This window comes from Micromonospora sp. MH99 (genome assembly GCF_021442385.1).
In the GTDB taxonomy this organism is placed as follows: domain Bacteria; phylum Actinomycetota; class Actinomycetes; order Mycobacteriales; family Micromonosporaceae; genus Micromonospora.
The window spans coordinates 1-18,182 of record NZ_MUZA01000075.1 but is presented as its reverse complement, the minus strand read 5'-3'; the positions used below and the strand labels follow the sequence as shown (position 1 = coordinate 18,182).

13 protein-coding genes and 1 pseudogene are annotated in these 18,182 nt (G+C 72.7%); 7 read left to right on the top strand and 7 right to left on the bottom strand.

The genetic code is table 11. The annotated features are described in order from the left end of the window. Positions 1 to 382: 382 nt before the first annotated feature. Positions 383 to 871, top strand: coding sequence for a peptidoglycan-binding protein (locus B0E54_RS27565; RefSeq protein ID WP_234589174.1), 489 nt, complete (start codon positions 383 to 385; stop codon positions 869 to 871). 84 nt (positions 872 to 955) lie between these two features. On the opposite strand, the gene B0E54_RS27560 is transcribed toward B0E54_RS27565, so the two are convergent. Continuing rightward, positions 956 to 1,357, bottom strand: coding sequence for a peptidase inhibitor family I36 protein (locus B0E54_RS27560; protein ID WP_234589170.1), 402 nt, complete (start codon positions 1,355 to 1,357; stop codon positions 956 to 958). 180 nt (positions 1,358 to 1,537) lie between these two features. On the opposite strand from B0E54_RS27560, the gene B0E54_RS27555 reads away from it, so the two are divergent. Next, a complete protein-coding gene (locus B0E54_RS27555) occupies positions 1,538 to 4,354 on the top strand; it encodes a BTAD domain-containing putative transcriptional regulator (RefSeq protein ID WP_234589169.1) in 2,817 nt (938 codons plus the stop codon). Here B0E54_RS27555 and B0E54_RS27550 read toward each other — a convergent pair. Then, positions 4,332 to 5,768, bottom strand: a complete 1,437-nt coding sequence (locus B0E54_RS27550) for a nitrilase-related carbon-nitrogen hydrolase (protein ID WP_234589155.1) — start codon at positions 5,766 to 5,768, stop codon at positions 4,332 to 4,334. The genes B0E54_RS27555 and B0E54_RS27550 overlap by 23 nt on opposite strands. Positions 5,769 to 5,877: 109 nt before the next feature. Between B0E54_RS27550 and B0E54_RS27545 the strand changes: the two genes are divergently transcribed. Next, positions 5,878 to 7,050: a sensor histidine kinase gene (locus B0E54_RS27545; RefSeq protein ID WP_234589154.1), complete on the top strand. Its 1,173-nt coding sequence runs from the start codon at positions 5,878 to 5,880 to the stop codon at positions 7,048 to 7,050. After that, complete coding sequence (locus B0E54_RS27540; RefSeq protein ID WP_234589153.1) at positions 7,050 to 7,703, top strand: response regulator transcription factor; 654 nt, start codon at positions 7,050 to 7,052, stop codon at positions 7,701 to 7,703. The genes B0E54_RS27545 and B0E54_RS27540 overlap by 1 nt, the downstream gene beginning before the upstream one ends. Before the next feature lie 129 nt (positions 7,704 to 7,832). Here B0E54_RS27540 and htpG read toward each other — a convergent pair whose 3' ends face one another. Continuing rightward, positions 7,833 to 9,749: a molecular chaperone HtpG gene (gene htpG / locus B0E54_RS27535; RefSeq protein WP_234589152.1), complete on the bottom strand. Its 1,917-nt coding sequence runs from the start codon at positions 9,747 to 9,749 to the stop codon at positions 7,833 to 7,835. A gap of 204 nt (positions 9,750 to 9,953) precedes the next feature. On the opposite strand from htpG, the gene B0E54_RS27530 reads away from it, so the two are divergent. Beyond that, positions 9,954 to 10,652, top strand: a complete 699-nt coding sequence (locus tag B0E54_RS27530) for an SDR family oxidoreductase (RefSeq protein WP_234589150.1) — start codon at positions 9,954 to 9,956, stop codon at positions 10,650 to 10,652. 63 nt (positions 10,653 to 10,715) lie between these two features. Here B0E54_RS27530 and B0E54_RS27525 read toward each other — a convergent pair whose 3' ends face one another. Next, entirely contained in the window at positions 10,716 to 12,473 is a 1,758-nt protein-coding gene (locus B0E54_RS27525) for a M28 family peptidase (RefSeq protein ID WP_234589148.1), read from the bottom strand. A 206-nt stretch (positions 12,474 to 12,679) separates the two neighbouring features. Here B0E54_RS27525 and B0E54_RS27520 point away from each other — a divergent pair, with 206 nt between their 5' ends. Beyond that, complete coding sequence (locus B0E54_RS27520) at positions 12,680 to 15,517, top strand: ATP-binding protein (protein WP_234589145.1); 2,838 nt, start codon at positions 12,680 to 12,682, stop codon at positions 15,515 to 15,517. An 18-nt stretch (positions 15,518 to 15,535) separates the two neighbouring features. On the opposite strand, the gene B0E54_RS27515 is transcribed toward B0E54_RS27520, so the two are convergent. Beyond that, positions 15,536 to 16,294, bottom strand: a complete 759-nt coding sequence (locus B0E54_RS27515) for a hypothetical protein (RefSeq protein WP_234589144.1) — start codon at positions 16,292 to 16,294, stop codon at positions 15,536 to 15,538. Next, positions 16,291 to 16,791, bottom strand: coding sequence for a SigE family RNA polymerase sigma factor (locus tag B0E54_RS27510; RefSeq protein ID WP_234589143.1), 501 nt, complete (start codon positions 16,789 to 16,791; stop codon positions 16,291 to 16,293). The genes B0E54_RS27515 and B0E54_RS27510 overlap by 4 nt, the downstream gene beginning before the upstream one ends. Before the next feature lie 141 nt (positions 16,792 to 16,932). Between B0E54_RS27510 and B0E54_RS27505 the strand changes: the two genes are divergently transcribed. Further along, positions 16,933 to 17,784, top strand: coding sequence for a DUF3152 domain-containing protein (locus tag B0E54_RS27505; RefSeq protein WP_234589142.1), 852 nt, complete (start codon positions 16,933 to 16,935; stop codon positions 17,782 to 17,784). A 27-nt stretch (positions 17,785 to 17,811) separates the two neighbouring features. On the opposite strand, the pseudogene B0E54_RS27500 reads toward B0E54_RS27505, so the two are convergent. Then, a pseudogene (locus tag B0E54_RS27500) lies at positions 17,812 to 18,182 on the bottom strand (hypothetical protein); the annotation flags it as partial.

Sequence of the window (18,182 nt, the reverse complement as noted above, 5' to 3'; positions counted from 1 at the left end):
TCGCCCAACGCTTGTGAACTTGTTCACCGGCGCACGCGGGGCGCCTCTGCCAGCGGTTGCGGACGACGCGCGGCTGTGCACCGACCATGATGGACCGATTCCGATCAGGCCCGGATGTCACCGTCCGTACGCAGCCAGGAGGTGATGCGACCGAGCAGTTCGACGTGTCCGGGCGATGCGGAGGACCGGGTGTCGTGACCGAGAGCGGAGTAGACCCCCCGGCTGGGACCGAGGGTGCGCACCCACACCGGTAGGTGGGTGGTGCCGCCCTCCTCGTGCGCGGTCCCTGCGAATTGACGTTCGGGCAGGAAACCGTAGATCGACGGCCGCGATGCTCGAAGGCACACCGGGTCGATCCCGGTAACCTTCCCAGGAGGAGAGCATGTCGATCCACCGGAGCCGCATCGGCCGCCGCAGCGCCGCCGCCACCCTCGTGACCGTCCTGGCCAGCGCCGGCCTGACCCTGCTCGCACCGACCGCCGCACAGGCGTCCAGCCCCTGCACCAGCCTGACCTTCTACCGGGTCGGCGGCTATCCGGGCGGCGCGGACATGCACGTGCCGACCATCGGTTGGCAGACCGGGAACAAGCAGTGTTATCTCACCTACGGCCACTCGAACTCGGCGGTGCTGGTGCTTCAGGAGGCGCTGAACAACTGCTACTCGCAGTCGCTCTCCCTCGACGGCAACTACGGCTCGCGGACCCGCGAGGCCGTCCGGTACGCCCAGCACCGCATCAACCAGGACATCGTGTACGCGAACATCGCCGAGGACGGCGAGTACGGCCCGCAGACCCGGGCGTACATGGGCTTCGCGATCTTCGGGGTCAACGGCGGGGCGGTCATCCCGAACGTCTGCTACTACCCGGGCTGAGCCGCCTGACGGCGCCGGTCGGAGTCCCCCGTGGGATTCCGGCCGGCGCCGTCGTGCACCCCCCTGCCCGGTTCGGTCCGCGGCTCAGCAGACGCGGACCGCCTCGATCCGCTGGTTCCAGCTCCCCCCGATCGCGGCCGTGTCGTACGCCAGGTTCGCCCGGTAGCCGTAGGCGTGCTGGTAGCCGAGCAGGCCGGTGGCGTTGGCGTTGTCCCAGAAGGTGGAGACGGTGCCCGACGGCCGGTTGTTGATGATCGACTGGGTCCGGTTGCGGAAGTACGAGGGCAGCGGAACGTCGTTGCAGCCGTTGTACGGCCCGTCGAGCAGGAAGATGTCCCCACTGAAGTTGGTCCCGGCGTACAGGCAGAGCAGACCCGAGGGGCAGGCGTAGTTGGCCTGGGCCGGGCTCGGGGCGACGGCGAGCGTGGCGCCCACGGCAACCACGCCGAGCAGGGCGGACGTGAACCTTCGCAGAGCACTTCGCACGATGGTGACCTCCGGTGTCGTCACGACCGGACGGGCCGTGAGTCGAATTGCCGACATCGCGTTGATCGATGCCGCTGTGCCACCATGATCTGCGCGGCAGGTCGACGAATTCCTGCCGGAACCTCAATCCGGCCGCTCGTCGGCGGATTGTCCGACTGGCGGCGCGGCGAGCGGCGGTTCATGGAGATTCGGGTCCTCGGGCCGGTCGAGGTCTGGGCGGACGGCCGCCTGGTCGACGCCGGAGCAGCCCGCCAGCGCGCCGTCCTGGCCGCGCTGGCGGTCGATGTCGGCCGACCGGTCCACGTGGAGTCGCTTGTGGACCGGGTCTGGGGCGACGCGCCACCGCCCAGGGCCCGCCACAATCTGCACGTCTACCTCGCCCGGCTCCGCCGTGTGCTGGCCGACGCGGGCGCACCGGACGCGCTGGTTCGACGCTCCGGCGGGTACCTGCTGGACCAGCCACCGGAGACAGTGGACGGTCAGCACTTCGATTCGCTGCGGCACCGGGCCGATCGGCTGGGTGACGACGATCCCGAGCGGGTGGAGCTGTTGCGCCGGGCGCTGGAGCTGTGGCGCGGCGAACCCCTGGCGGGGCTGCCCGGCGAGTGGGCGGCGCGGGTCCGGCAGGACTGGCACCGCCGGCACACCGACACCGCGGTGCAGTGGGCCCGCGCCCTGCTGCGGCGGGGCGAGCCGGACCCGGTCATCGACCCGCTGACCCGGCTCGCCGACGACCACCCCCTGGACGAACCGGTCGCCGCCGTGCTGCTGCACGCGCTGGCCGCGGCCGGTCGCGGCGCACAGGCGCTGGCGTACTACGCCCGGCTGCGGGACCGTCTCGCCGACGCGCTCGGCGCGGACCCGGGCGTCGAGCTCCGCCAGCTGCACCAGGCCATCCTGCGCGGTGAGGTCACCGCGCCGGCTCCCGGGCCGTCCAGCGCCCCCGCCGGAACGGGCCTCGCCGCCAGGCCCCACCCGGACCGCCCGGTCCCGGCGCAGTTGCCGTCGGATGTCCGGGGATTCGCCGGGCGCGGTGCGGAGCTGGCACGTCTGGACGCGCTGCGGTCGTCCGCCGAGGCGCAACCCGGGGCGGTCCCACTGGCGGTGCTCTCCGGAGCGGGCGGGGTGGGCAAGACGGCGCTCGCCGTGCACTGGGCGCACCGGGCCGCCGGACACTTCCCCGACGGGCAGCTCTACGCCAACCTGCAGGGCTACAGCCACAGCGGTGTGGTGCGCAGCGCCGAACAGGTGGTCCGGGGTTTCCTGGCCGCGCTCGGGGTGCCGCCGCGGGAGGTGCCGGCGGACGAGCAGGCACAGACGGCGCTGTACCGGAGCCTGCTCGCCGGTCGGCGGATGCTGGTGCTGCTCGACAACGCCCGGGACGCGGCGCAGGTCCGGCCGCTGCTGCCGGGTGCGCCCGGCTGCCTGGTGCTGGTGACCAGCCGGGATCGGCTCACCGGGCTGGTGGCCACCGAGGGCGCGGAGGCGGTGGTGCTGGATCTGCTCACCGCCGAGGACGCGCAGGCCCTGCTCCTCGCGCGGATCGGGGCGCGGGCGAAGGACGAACGGGCCGCCGTCGACGAGCTGGTCCGACTCTGCGACCGGCTGCCGCTGGCCCTGGTCGTGGTCGCGGCCCGGGCGGTGGTCCGGCCCCAGCTGCCCCTGACCGAGTTGGGCGCGCAACTCCGGGCCGACGGCCGGCTGGACGGCCTGGACACCGGAGAGCATGACAGCAGCGTGCGGGCGGCGCTGTCCTGGTCGTACCGGCTGTTGTCGACGTCGACCGCGCGGCTGTTCCGGCTGGTCGGGGGAAGTACGGACGTGACGGTGAGTACGGCGGCGGCGGTCAGTCTCGCCGGCGGCGGTCGACGGGCCGTGCAGGCGGCGTTCGCCGAGCTGGCCGACGCGCATCTGGTGCTGGAGCGCGGCCCGGACCGGTACGCGATGCACGACCTGTTGCGGGCCTTCGCGGCCGAACTGTCCGCCGAACACGATCCGGCCGGCGACCGGGCCGAGGCGCGCGGCCGGCTCTTCGACCACTACCTGCACAGCGCGCACGGCGCGTCCGTGCTGCTGCACCCGCACTGGGATCCGATCACCCTCGCCCCGGCCGCCGGCGGCGTCCGGCCGGAGAAGTTCGGCGACCATGACGAGGCCGTGGCCTGGTTCACCCGCGAACGCGAGGTGCTGATCGCGCTTGTCGAACGGTGCGCCGCCAGCGGGTTCGACCGACACGCCTGGCAGCTGGCCTGGAGCCTGACCAGCTTCCTGGACCGGCAGGGCGGTTGGCACGACCAGTTGGCGGTGCAACGTACGGCGCTGGCGGCCGCGCGCCGCAGTGGAGACCCGGACGGGCAGGCGCACGCGCACCGCAGCCTGGCCCGGGCGCATGCCCGCCTGGGCCGGCTCGACGAGGCGCCCGGGCAGCTCCAGCGGGCGCTGGAGCTGTTCCGCGAGCTGGGCGACCCGGCCAACCAGGGGCACACCTGCCTCGACCTCGCCGAGGTGGCCGACCGGGAGGGCCGGCGTGCCGAGGTGGTCGAGCATGCCGAGGCGGCGTTGGCGCTGTACCGCGAGGCGGGCCACCGCTACGGGCAGGCGATGGCGTTGAACGCGGTCGGCTGGTATCAGGCCCAACTCGGGGCGCACGACGCCGCGGTGCGGGCGTGCCAGCAGGCGCTGGAGCTGCTGCGCGAGTTCGACGACCGGCACGGCCAGGCGCCCACCTGGGACACCCTCGGCTACGCGCAGCACCGCGCCGGACGACCCGCGGAGGCGGTGATCGCGTACCGGCACGCGGTTGAGCTGTACCGGGAGTTCCGGGACCGGTACTACGAGGCGGACACGTTGGGGCACCTGGCCGAGGCGCAGGTCGATGCCGGCGACCCGGCTGGGGCGGCCCGGAGCTGGCGGACGGCGTTGAGCCTCCTCGACGACCTCGGGCACCCGGACGCGGAGCGGATCCGTCAACGGCTCACGGCCACCGGCGGGTCGTGACCCGTCGGCGGGGCCCGCCGCCCGGCCGGCCCACCACCCCGCCGACGCAGACGACGAACAACACCACGGACAGGATCGGAAACCAGTCGCCAGTCCGCGAATAGACAGTGCCTGAGCCGGTCGTCGGAGCGGCCGTGACCAGCAGCTGCGCGTCACCGGCGGTCGCCTCGCCCAGGACCCTGCCGCCCGGGTCGGTGACGGTCACCCGGCCGAACGCGGCGGCGCGGACCACGGTGAGCCCGTTCTCCACGCCACGGACGAGGGCCATCCGGCTGTGCAGCCAGCCGTCGGAGGTGAAATCCAGGCCGGGGACGAGCAGCACCGAGGCGCCCTGCGCCCGATACCGCCGGACCAGACCGGGATAGTCGAGGTCCTTGCAGATCGCCACGCCGAACCGCCCGTCCACGATCATTTCGTCGCCGCCGGGCGTCAGCCAGTCCTCCAGGCCCGGGATCAGATGCTGCTTCTCGTACGTCCTGATCGTTCCGCTCGGGTCCAGCACCAGCGCCACGTTGCTCGCGGTCCCGGCCCGCCGCAGCACCGCGCCGACGACGACCCGGGCCTCGGTCTGCTGGAGCGCGTCGACGAGCAGGGGCAGGGTGGCGTCCGTCACGGCGAAGACCTTCTCCGGCAGCACGACGATCCGCGCCCCGCGCGCGGCCAGGCCCGAGACCCGCGGAACGTACCGGGCGAGCAGGTCACGCCCGGACGGTTCGTCGACCGGGAGCCCGTCCTCGGACTGTCGCAGCGCGACGAGGCCCACGGCCAGCGGCTCGGCCGGGTCCGGGGAGCGGCTCAGTGACCAGGCCGACCATCCGCCGGTGCCGAGCAGGAGGGCGAGCAGGCAGGTGAGGGCAGGGCGCGCGCCGCCGAGCCGGGGAGTGCGGGCGGATCGCAGGCTTCTGAGCAGGGCGGCGAGGGCGACCGGGACGGCGAGCAGCAGGTAGGTGACGCCCCACACGCCGGTGAGCGCGGACAGCTGGATGACCGGGCGGACGTCCGCCTGCGTGTAGGCGAGGCTCCACCACGCGCCGTGCGGCAACAGGCGGGACGCGGCGTACTCGCCCAGCACCCACAGTGACGGCACGGTGAGAACGGCGGTCACGGTTCGTCCGCGCAGCAGGAGTGTCCGGGCGAGCAGGACCGTGCCGGCCGCCAGGCCGAGGCCGAGCAGGAACACGCCGCCGACGGCAAGGACGGGTAGTCGCAGGGTGCCGAGGTAGTACCCGACAATGCCGAGTTGGCCGATCGACCAGGCGAGAATCGTCGCCCAGAGCGCGGTCCTCGGGCGTACCCGCACCGAAGCGAGGATCAGCGGGATCGGGGCGAGCCAGGTCAGCGCGGCAACCGGGTGCAGCCCGGAGCCACCGAGCCAGAGCAGTCCACTCAGGAGCGCGGCGATGATCGTCGTCATGCGTCGATCGTGCGGCGGGAGCGGGCGGGGCGGATCGCCGTACGAAGTGGAGGTGATCTGGTCCTGTGGAGGGAGGCGCGGCAGCGCCGGGCCGGACCATACTGCCGACGTGAAGCGGTACGTCAATCTCGCCGTCACCGTTGCCGCCGTTGCCGCGACCGTGCTGCCCGCCCTGGCCGGCGGGCCACGTGCCTGGTGGGTGCTGCCGCTCGCGGTCGCGTCCTCGGTCCCGGTGCTGTGGCGTGACCGCGCACTGCTGACGGTCGCCGCCGTCGTGGGCCTCGCCACGACCGTCTCCGCCTCGCTCGGCGCACCCCCGCTGTTGCCGGTCGGCCCGCTCGTCTGCCTCTACACGTTCGCGGCCCGGGCCGCCCTGCCGATCCGCCTGCTCGGCATCCTGCTTACCGCTGGCGGCCTGCTGTTCTCGCTGCTCTATCCACACCCGGACGTGGAGGTGCTGCGGTACCTGGTGGTCGCCTACAGCTTCTCGTACGCCCTGGGCACGAGCGCCCGTGCCCGCCGTACGCAGGCCATGGCCCTCGCCGAACGCGATCGTCGCGTCGCCGGTGAACGTGCTGCGGCAGTGCTGCGCGAACGCGCCCGCATCGCCCGCGATCTGCACGACATCCTCACCCACGCCGTCGGCGTCATGATCGTCCAAGCGGAGGCGGGACCACTTCTGGTCCGCCCCCACCCGGACCGCGCCGACGCCGCGTTCGCCACGATCGCGGCCACCGGCAGGGACGCGGTCGTGCAGCTCCGCCGCGCGGTCGGCAGCCTGCACGAACCCGCCGACCAGTCCCTCGACCAGCCGGGCCTCGCCCACCTGCCCGTCCTCGTCGAACGCGTCCGCGCCACCGGACTCGACGCCGTCCTCACCGTCTCGCCCCCGCCGTGCGGATCCGTCGCCGGACCGCGGTCCGAGGTCACTTCCGGTCCGCCGGTCGGTGGTGCCCTCGGGTGGCCGTTCGAGCCGCCCGCGGACGTCGGGATCGCCGCCTACCGGATCGTGCAGGAGTCCCTGACCAATGTGGTCCGGCACGCCGAGGCCCGAACGGTCCGCATCCTGCTGAGCTACAGCGCGGACGCCCTGACCGTGTCGATCACCGACGACGGTCGCGGCAACCGGGCTTTCGGCGCCGGGGTGCCCGGATACGGGATAGTCGGCATGCGCGAGCGCGCCCGGGCCTGCGGCGGGACCCTGCGCACCGGCCCGGCCTCCGACAGCCACGGCTTCACCGTCACCGCCACCCTGCCCCTCTCCGCACCCGCGGCCGTCTGATGTTGCGCGTCGTGCTCGCCGATGATCAGGACCTGTTCCGGGCCGGATTCGCCACGATCCTCGGCGCCGAGCCGGACATCGAGGTGGTCGCCGAGGCCGCCGACGGCGCCGCCGCCGTGCGGGCCACCCTCGATCACCTTCCCGACGTCGTCCTGATGGACATGCGGATGCCCGTGCTCGACGGCGTCGCCGCGACCCGGCACGTCTGCTCACTCACCCCGAGCCGGGTCCTCGCCCTGACCATGTTCGACACCGACGACTACCTGTACGCGGCCCTGCGTGCCGGTGCCAGCGGCTTCCTGCTCAAGGACGCCCCACGAGCCGACCTGGTCAACGCGGTCCGGGTGGTCGCCGCCGGCGATGCGCTGCTCGCCCCCGGCGTCACCGCCCGGGTGATCGGCGAACTACACCGGCGCGGCCACCCGGACCCGGCGCTCGCCGCCGCGGTGACCGCCCTGACCGCCCGCGAGACGGACGTACTGCGCCTGATCGCGGCCGGTCTGTCCAACGCCGAAATCGCCGCGCACCACCACCTGAGCGAGCACACGGTGAAGACCCACGTCGGCAACCTGCTCGCCAAACTGAATCTGCGCGACCGCGCCCAGGCCGTCATGATCGCCTACGAGTCCGGTCTGGTGATCCCCGGCCGCTGACCAGTGGCGACGTCAGGTCTGCCGACCTCGTCGATCATGGAGTCATGGTGCCTGTCAGGCACCGTGATGGGCGCTTTGTCACCCACCACAACTCCATGATCGACGAGGCGAGGCAGTTCGCGAGAAGGCTTACAGGGTGCGGGCCAGCCGGTCGGCGAGCGTACGGGTGAACCGGGCCGGATCCGCCAGCTCACCGCCCTCGGCGAGCACCGCCAGGCCGTACAGCAGCTCGGCGGTCTCGGTCAGGGTTTCGGTGGCGTCGCCCTGCTCGTGGGCCTTGCGCAGCCCGGTGACCAGCGGGTGACCGGGGTTGATCTCCAGGATGCGCTTGGCCGAGGGGACGTCATGCCCCATCGCCCGGTACATCTTCTCCAGCGTCGGGGTGAGATCGTGCGCGTCGCCCACCACGCAGGCCGGTGAGGTGGTCAGCCGTGACGACAGGCGGACCTCCCGAACGCTGTCGGCGAGGGTCGTGCCCAGCCACTCCACCAGCGCGGCGAACTCCTGCCGCTGCTGCTCGCGCTCGGCCTCGGCCTGCTGCTTCTCCTCGTCGGTGTCCAGGTCGACCTGGCCCTTGGCGATCGAGCGCAGCGGCCGGCCGTCGTACTCGCCGACCCGCTCGACCCACACCTCGTCGACCGGGTCGGTGAGCAGCAGCACCTCGTGGCCCTTGGCCCGGAACGCCTCCAGGTGCGGGGAGTTCTCGATGGTGGCCCGGGAGTCGCCGGTGGCGTACCAGATGTCGCTCTGGCCGTCCTTCATGCGCGAGACGTAGCCGGCCAGGTCGGTGGGCTCCGCCGCGTCGTGCGTGGAGGCGACCGACAGGATCTCCAGCAGGGAGTCCCGGTTGTCGGTGTCGTCGATCAGTCCTTCCTTGACCACCGCGCCGAACTCGGTCCAGAAGGTGCGGTAGCGCTCGGGGTGGTTGGCCTTGAGGTCCTTGACCGTGGCGAGGACCTTGCGGACCAGGCGGCGGCGCACGATCTGGATCTGCCGGTCCTGCTGAAGGATCTCGCGGGAGATGTTCAGCGACAGGTCGTGCGCGTCGACGACGCCCTTGACGAAGCGCAGGTAGGTGGGGACCAGCGCCTCGCAGTCGTCCATGATGAACACGCGCTTGACGTAGAGCTGCACGCCGCGACGGCCCTGCGGGGAGAACAGGTCCAGCGGGGCGTGGCTGGGCAGGAACAGCAGCGCCTCGTACTCGAAGGTGCCCTCGCCCTTCATGTGCACGACCTCGAGCGGGTCGGCCCAGTCGTGGCTGACGTGCTTGTAGAACTCGTTGTACTCGGCGGCGTCGACCTCGTCGCGGGGCCGCGCCCAGAGCGCCTTCATCGAGTTGAGGGTCTGCACCTCGCTGGTGGCGGCCTCGCCCTCGGCGCCGGGACGCTCGACTGTCATCCGGATCGGCCACGCGATGAAGTCGGAGTATCGCTTGACGATCTCGCGGATGGTCCACTCGGCAGTGTAGTCGTGCAGGTTGTCCTCGGTGTCGGCCGGCTTGAGGTACAGGGTCACCGCGGTGCCCTGCGGCGCCTCCTCGACGGTCTCGATCGAGTAGGTGCCCTCGCCGGTGGACTCCCAGCGGGTGCCGCCGGTCTCGCCAGCCTTGCGGGTCAGCAGGGTGACCCGGTCGGCGACCATGAACGCGGCGTAGAAGCCGACGCCGAACTGCCCGATCAGGTCCTGCGAGGCGCGGGCGTCGGCGGACTCGCGCAGCTGGCGCAGCAGCTCGGCGGTGCCGGACTTGGCGATCGTGCCGATCAGCCGGACCACCTCGTCGCGGGTCATCCCGATGCCGTTGTCCCGCACGGTAAGCGTGCGGGCGTCCCGGTCGACCTCGATGGCGACGTGCAGGTCATCGGTGTCGGCGACGAGATCCTTGTCGACGAGCGTCGCCAGCCGCAGCTTGTCCAGGGCGTCGGACGCGTTCGAGATGAGTTCCCGCAGGAAGACGTCCTTGTTCGAATAGATCGAGTGGACCACCAGCTGGAGGAGCTGACGCGCCTCGGCCTGGAACTCCAACGTCTCGGCCTGGTTGCTCACACCGTCTCCCTTCTCGGCTCGTGCGGAGGTTCGCGCAAAGGATACGAGTCGTCACCGCCGCGGTCGTGCCCGCGTCCGGGTCGTATTCCCGATCCGAGGACGGCGCGCGGTGACGTAGCTGACTTTGCTCAGCAGAAGTCAGCCGGATAGCGTTCCGGTCCACGAACGCCGTCGTGCCGCATCGACCGAACCTGGAGCACTCCCATGAAGATCGCCGCAAGCACCGCCCTCGTCACCGGCGCCAACCGCGGCTTCGGCCGACACCTCGCCGCCGAACTCGTCGCGCGCGGCGCCACGGTGTACGCCGCGGCCCGCAACCCCGACTCCGTCGACCTGCCCGGCGTGACGCCGGTCCGGCTGGACATCACCGACCCCGACTCGGTGGCCGCCGCCGCGACGCTCGCCGGCGACGTGAACCTGCTGGTCAACAACGCCGGCATCGACAGCCGGGCGGACCTGCTGGAGGGCGACCTGGACCAGATCCGGCTGGAGCTGGAGACGCACTACCTCGGCAACCTGTCGATGATCCGGTCCTTCGCCCCGGTCATCGCCGGCAACGGTGGCGGAACGGTCCTCAACGTGCTCTCCGTGCTGTCCTGGGTGAATTTCCCCCTGCACGGGGCGTACGGCGCCGCGAAGTCCGCCGAGTGGGCGATGACCAACGCGCTGCGCCTCCAGCTCGCCGAGCGGGGCGTCCGGGTCGCCGGCCTGCACGTCGGCTACATGGACACCGAGATGGCGGCGACCATCACCGGCGCCAAGTCGGACCCGGCGGTGATCGCCCGGCTCGCCGTCGACGGCATCGAGGCCGACGCGTACGAGATCGTCACCGACGACGTCAGCCGGCAGGTGCAGGCCGGGCTCGCCGGCGGTGTCGCCGCGCTCTACCCGCAGCTCCCCTGACCTGGAACGCGACGGGCCGCCGCCGGGAGCATCCGGCGGCGGCCCTTTCCGACGGGTACGCCCTCAGCTGGCCTGCAGGGTCACGTCGTCGATCACGAAGCTGGTCTGCAGCGACGAGTCCTCGGTGCCGGTGAACTTCAGGGTCACCGTCTGCCCGGCGAACCCGGCCACGTTGAACGTGCGCTGGACGTAACCGGAGGCGGCGTTGAGGTTCGAGTACGTGGCCAGGGTGGTCGAGCCCACCTGCACGGTCAGCTTGTCGTACGCCGTGGAGCCGGTGGTCTCGGCGGTGTCGATGTGCAGCCAGAACGACAGCGTGTAGCTGGCGCAGCCGGCCGGCACGGTCACCGACTGGGACAGGGTGTCGGTACGCGTGCTGCCGTACCCGTCGAGCCACGCCTTGTACGACCCGGTCCGGGCCGGCTGGCTGCTGGAATTGGTGATCACGCCGGAGGACGCGGTCCACGGCGTGCTGCCGCTCTCGAAGCCACCGTTGCCGATCACCTGCCCGCCGGAGCAGCCGCCGGTGCCGGTCACCGTCAACGTGAGGCTGGCGGTGCGGGTGACCGAGCCGGTGCCGGTGACCGTGATCGTGAAGGTGCCGGTGGCCGCGCTGGCCGAGGCGCTCAGGGTCATCGTGGCCGAGCCGCCGGAGGTCACCGAGGACGGGCTGAACGACACGCTCACCCCGCTGGGCGCCCCGGAGGCGGAGAGGCTCACCGACTGCGCCGAGCCGGCGGTGGTGGCGGTGGAGACCGTCGCGGTGGTGCTGGCGCCCCGGGCCACGGTCCGCGTCGTGGGGCTGACCGCGACGGAGAAGTCGTTGGTCGGGGTGCCGCCGCCCACGGCGAGCTGCCACAGCGCGTACGCGACGCCGTCCGCGGCCCGGTTCAGCACCGTGGCGCTGACGTTGGCGGTGGTGTCGCAGGAACGGTGGTAGCACGAGTCGTAGGCGGCGTTGGCCGTGCCGCCCCACTTGGCCGCCTGTGTGCTCGTCTTACGGGCGCTCGCGCCCGCGGCGTAGCCGGAGGTGGGGATGCCGGCCTGCTGGAAGTAGTAGTCGTCGGAGCGGCCCTGACCCTCGACGTTCTCCTCCGGCTGCAGCCCCAGGGAGTCCCAGTACGCCTTCAGCGGCGCCGCCGTCGTGGAGGTGACCCGGTTGATGAAGTAGCCGCCGTTGGTCGAGCCGACCATGTCGAAGTTGTAGTAACCCTTGATGTAGCCGCGCTGCGTCGCGCTGAGCGAGTTCACGTAGAACCGGGAGCCGTTGAGACCCTGCTCCTCGTCGGTCCACCAGGCGAACCGGACCTTCTTCGTCATGGTCGGGTTCTGCGCGGCGAGGACCAGCGCGTTCTCCAGCAGGGTGGCGGAGCCGGAGCCGTTGTCGTTGATGCCCGGGCCGGCCGAGACGCTGTCGAGGTGGGCGCCGAACATCACCACCTGGTCGGTCGGGCCGCCGGGCCACTCGGCGATGAGGTTGTTCGAGGGGTACGTGCAGCTGGAGCAGGTCTGCTCGCTGACGGTGTAGCCGGCGGCCTGGAGCTTGCTCTTCACGTAGCTGACCGAGGCGGTGTAGCCGGCCGACCCGGCCCGCCGGTTGCCGCCGTTGCTGCTGGCGATGGAGTTGAGCTGGGTCAGGTGCGCCTGGACGTTGGTGACGGAGATGTCCGGCGCCGCCAGGACGGCTGCGGACGCGGCGATCGGCCGGGCCGCTGTCGTCGGGGCGGAGGGTGACGCGCTCACCGGCTGGGCGGCCAGCGTCACCGTCATCCCGGCGAACACGGTGAGCGCGATTGCCGCGCTCAGCGTTCTGCCTCTCATGGGGGCTCCTCGGGGGTTGGAGAGATTACCGAGACACTGACAGAGATCTATGTCTGTGACATCGGTCGTTCGTCCCGAACCCCCACCCGTTAGACGGTGGGTACCGACGACGGCACAGGTGAGTAGAGGTGCCAGGATGGGTAGGTAACGCCAGCAGGGGTCGTCGGGCCCGGAACGGGGGGCTTAGCGATGACGGCGGGTCGAGCGTGACACGACCCCGCACCGACCTGTTCGACGACGGCGGTGACACCGGACGGCTGATGGCCGAGCTGGACTGGGCCGACACCCCGCTCGGGGCGGTGTCGGGCTGGCCGCAGAGCCTGCGGGCCGCCGTGCGGGTGGTGCTCTCCTCCCGCTACCCCATGCTCCTGCTCTGGGGCGACCGCCTCTCCCAGCTCTACAACGACGCGTACTCCGCCCTGATCGGCGACAAACACCCCGCCGCGCTCGGCGACGACGTACGGGTGACCCTGGCCGAGGGCTGGGACGTCCTCGCCCCCCTCATCCAGCAGGCCATGACGACCGGCGTGGCCAGCTGGGTGCCCGCTCTGCAACTGCTGCTGGAGCGCGCCGGTTACCGCGAGGAGGCGTACTTCAGCGTCTCGCACGCCCCCGCCCGCGACGACGACGGCCGCACCGTCGGCGTGCTGACGGTGTGCAGCGAGGTCACCGAGCAGGTCGTCGGCGAACGGCGACTGCGGCTGCTACGCGACCTGAGCCTGCGCGGCGACGGGCGCACCGTCGACGTCGACGCCACCTGCGCCCGGCTGATCGACGCGATCGGCGCCCACCCGCTGGACGTGCCGTTCGCGGCGATCTACCTGCGCGACGGCGCGGTGCTGCGCCGGACGGCCTGCGCGGGCGGTGACCCGGGTCACCCCGCGGTGACCGGGGCGCTGCCGGACGTCGTCGACCTGGCCGACCCGAGCCCGGCGGCCCGCGCCTGGGCGCTCCCGGACGCCGCGCAGGGTCGCCCCACCGACGTGACCGGCGTCGCGGACCGGCTGACCCTGCCCGCCGGCCCGTGGGGCGATCCCACAGCCGCCGCGCTGGCACTGCCGCTGCCCTCGGCCGCCGAGGACCAACCGCTCGGCGTCCTGCTGGCCGGCGTCAGCCCCAACCGGGAACTGGACGAGGCGTACCGCTCCTTCTACCAACTGTTGACCCAACAGGTCTCCATGGCGGTACGCAACGCCAAGGAGTACGAGCAGGAGCGCCGCCGGGCCGAGACGCTGGCCGAACTGGACCGGGTGAAGACGACCTTCTTCACCAACGTCAGCCACGAGTTCCGTACGCCGTTGACCCTCATGCTCGGGCCACTCGCCGACGCGCTCGCCGACACCGCCGCGCCGTTGGCACCCGGGCAGCGGGAGCGGGTGGAGACCGCCTGGCGCAACGCCACCCGGCTGTTGACCCTGGTCAACAGCCTGCTCACCTTCTCCAGCCTGGAGGCCGGCCGGGCTCGCAGCGACGCCCGCGAGGTCGACCTCGCCGCGCTCACCGCGGAGCTGGCAAGCGTCTTCCGGGCCGCCGTCGAACGGGCCGGCCTGGCTCTGGAGGTCGACTGCCCGCCACTGCCCCGGCCGGTCACCCTCGACCCGGTCAACTGGGAACGCATCGTCACCAACCTGCTGTCCAACGCCCTGAAGTACACGTTCATCGGCCGCATCCGGATCGCCGTGGACGCCGACCACGACGAGGTACGCCTCACCGTCGCCGACACCGGCATCGGGATCGCCGAGGCGGACCTGCCGAAGCTCTTCGAACGCTTCCACCGGGTGCAGGGCGCGCGCTCGCGCAGCCACGAGGGCACCGGCATCGGCCTGGCCCTGGTCCACGAGCTGACCCGGCTCGAGGGCGGCGAGGTCCGGGTGACCAGCCAGGTGGGTGTCGGCACCGCCTTCACGGTGGCCCTGCCGTGGTCGGCGGCCCGACGCGCGGTGACGACCGGGCCAGCAGCGAACGGCCGGGGCGACGTGGCCCGCGCCGCCGTGTCGGAGGCGGCGGGATGGCTGGCCGACCCGGGCGGCAGCATCGCCGAGCCCGCCGCGGCGTCCGGCCCGGCCGCCGACGAGTTGGCCGGTGCCCGGATCCTGGTGGCCGACGACAACAGCGACATGCGTGCGTACCTGAGTCGGCTGCTCGCCGGTCAGGGCTGGCGCGTCCGGTCGGTCACCGACGGTCGCCAGGCCCTCGACGCGATCCACCGGGAGCCGCCGGACCTCCTGCTCACCGACGTGATGATGCCGGTGCTGGACGGCTTCGACCTGGTACGCCGACTGCGCGCCGACCCGGCGACCCGAGCGCTGCCGGTGCTGGTGCTCTCCGCCCGGGCCGGCGAGGAGGCCAGCGTGGTCGGCCTCAGCCTCGGCGCCGACGACTACCTGGTGAAGCCGTTCGCCGCCGCGGAGTTGATCGCCCGCATCCGGGCCGCCATCCGCCGCGCCCGCACCGACCCGTCCGGCGACGACGCCACCGCGCCGACCGCCGACGACAGCCTGAGCGTGCGCGACGCCCCGAGGTCGACGCGATCCACCGAGGCCACCGCCGTCGCGCCCGCCCCGCCGGTGGCGGAGCCCGCCGTACGCGCCACCACCGCAACGGCTGGTGGGGAGCCGGCCGGCGGGTCGGTGGTCGACGCGGCCGGCGACGGGCTCGGCGACATCCTGGCGGCGGAGTGGACGTACCCGTCCGTGCCCACCTCGGCTGCTGCCCTGCGCCGGGACGTCCGGCTGGCGTTGGACGAGCTGGACGTCCACCCGGACGTGGTGGAGGATCTGCTGCTCGCCGCGTCCGAGGCGATGAACAATGCCGTCGAGCACGCACAACGCCCCAGCCGCCCCGAGGTGCAGGTCCGGCTCCAGGTGGGCGACGACCGGATCCGGATCTCGGTGCGCGACTTCGGCACCTGGCGGGACCGTCGGCCGGCCATGGACCGGGGCCGGGGCGCGCTGTTGATGAACGCGTACGGCGACGTGCGGCTGGTCTCCACCGGCGAGGGGACGACGGTGACCATCGAGCGGACGCTGACCGACCCGGCCTGAGTCACCGCCGCCAGGGCCTCAGAGCCGACGGCCCGCGCGGTCACGGGCGATGATGCCGTCCAGGCGCTCCCCCGGAGTGAGCGTGGCCGGGTCGAACCAGAAGATCACCACCTGCTTGTTCATGCTCCAGCGCGCCATCCGGGCATCGACCTGCCGACCGTCCACCGTGCCGATGATCCGCTCGGCGGGGCCGACGAAGTAGCCGAAGGTGGGCACCGGCGCGTCCGACGAGCGCTCGTCGTAGCCGATCTGGTGGAACCCGGGACTGCGGTCGGCGCCCGCGACATCGTTGACCAGGATGTCCGTGCGCAACGTGCCGTCCGGGGCGCGACGGCCGGCGGCCAGCCCGATGGTCACCTTGGGCACGCCGGGCACCGACACCGAGACGACGTAGTAGACCCGACGGTCGGTGCCCTGCTGCACTCCCGTGTCGATCACCTGGCCCAGGGGCTTCGGACCCGGCACGCCGCGGGCCACCGTCGGCGGCGGCGTGGGCTCTTTCGCCGTCGACGCCGAGGCCGAGGCGGCGGCCGAGGGCGGAGCCTCGGCGACCGACGGTGCGGGACCTGTCGACGCCGGACCGCCCGGCCCGGGGGCGCCGACCGCCACCACTGCGACGCCGACCAGCCCCGCCACGAACGTCGCCGCGGCGCCCCCGGCGACCCGCCGACGGATCCGCAGCCGACGGCCCGCACGCATGACAGTTTCCAGGTCGAGCGTGGCGTCCGGGCGCTCGGTCGCCCGCATGGCGTCACGGAGCCGATCCAGCTCGCTCATCGACGCGCCTCCTCGTCGGCCGTGCGCGGCGCCGCCGTGCGCAACTTCTCCAGGGCTCGCGAGCTGGTGCTCTTGACGGTGCCCACCGATACGGCGAGTTCCCGGGCCACCTGCGCCTCCGGCAGGTCGAAGTAGTAGCGCAGCACGACGATGGCACGCTCGCGAGGGCTGAGCGCGCCGAGGATGGTGACCAGCCAGGCCCTGGTGGTCACGTCGTCGGCCACGTCGCCGCGCCGCTGTTCCGGCACCTCCTCGGTGGGGTACTCCCGCATCGGCCGCCGCCACCGATCCACCAGGTGGTTGACGAGGGTGCGACGCGCGTACCCGTAGGCGTCGTCGTCGTGGATCCGCGACCACGACGCGTAGGTGCGCACCAGCGCGGTCTGCGCGGCGTCCTCGGCCTGGTGGTGGTCGCCGGTCATCAGGAACGCGGCGTGCACCAGTCGCGCGGACGCCGCGCGCGCGAACTCGACGAACTCCGCGTCACCCCGCGCCACCGCGAACCCTCCCCCGTGCCACACCCTTTTCAGACGGGCGAGGGCCCGCGAAGGTTGAGTCCTCGCGACGTCAACCTTCTGGCGGGCTCACCCGTCTTCTCTCCCGCGTCGCCGTGGGCCGGCACGCGAGGGGAGAGAAACATGTCGACGAAGGCTACCCGTCGGGGACATCTGTCCCCGGTGGTGTTGCTGCTGGTCGTGGCGCTGGTCACCGGGTGTGGCCGGCCGGCCGCCGGGAACGGATCGGCCGGTGGCGCCGCGAGCGGACCGGACCCCGCCGGCCTGTCCTCGGCGGCACCGGCCGCGACGGGACGGACGGCGGGAGTGGCCGGCAGCGGCGGTGTCGAGGCGGCGACGCCCACTGTGGTGCCGGTCAGCTATCCCGCCACCGGCAGCAACCGCTGGTCGGTGGCCGCTGCCGAGACGACCGGTGGAGGCGGGAGCACCGGCGGGTCGCTGCGCTACCGGGTCGCCGTGGAGCGCGACATCCGGGGCCTGCGGGTGGGCGACATCGCCACGGCGATCTCCGCGACGTTGAACGACCCACGCGGGTGGACGGCGGACGGGACGTGGCGGCTGCGCCGGGTCGGCGCGAACGAACCCGTCGACTTCACGATCTACCTGGCGACCCCGGGCACCCGCGACACGCTCTGCCAGGACGTGCCGGACGGCTACACGTCGTGCCGCAACGGCGCCCGGGTGGTCCTGAACGTGGCGCGCTGGGTCATGGGGGTTCCGAACTACGGCGCGAGCCTGGCCACCTATCGGCAGTACATGGTCAATCACGAGGTGGGGCACAAACTCGGGTTCGGTCACGAGCGCTGCCCGGGGCGGGGCCGGCCGGCGCCGGTGATGCAGCAGCAGACGTTGGGCCTGCACGGGTGCCGCGCCGGGGCCTGGCCGTACCCGAACGGCACGGTCCGCTACCGCGGGCCGATCGGGGCGTACGACGACGGGATCCCCCGACGCGAGGGCGCCTACGCGGCGCCGTGAACCCGACGACGGGGCCGCCGCCGTACGTCAGGTGCGGCGGCCGCGTTCCTGCTCAAGCCGCTCGTCCAGCCGGCCCAGCTCGTAGATGGCGTTGAGGCTGGTCGGCAGGCGGCGGACATTGTCCGGCCCGGGGTCGGGGTCCGGCCCCGGGTCGGGATCCGGCGCGGGACCGGGATCCGACGCTGCAACGGTCGTGGTGTCGGACGCGCGGCGACGCAGGAGCAGCAGTGCCAGCACCGCCAGGACGGCCGCGACCAGCAGGTAGGAAACCGGCGGCCAGCCACGGCGGGCGGGGCTGGCGAGCGCCGGCGGGACCTCGGGCGCCGGGGTGTCGACGGTACGCACGGGCCCGGCGGCATCGCGGGCGTCGGCGCCGGAGCCACCGGCCGGGCGGCCGG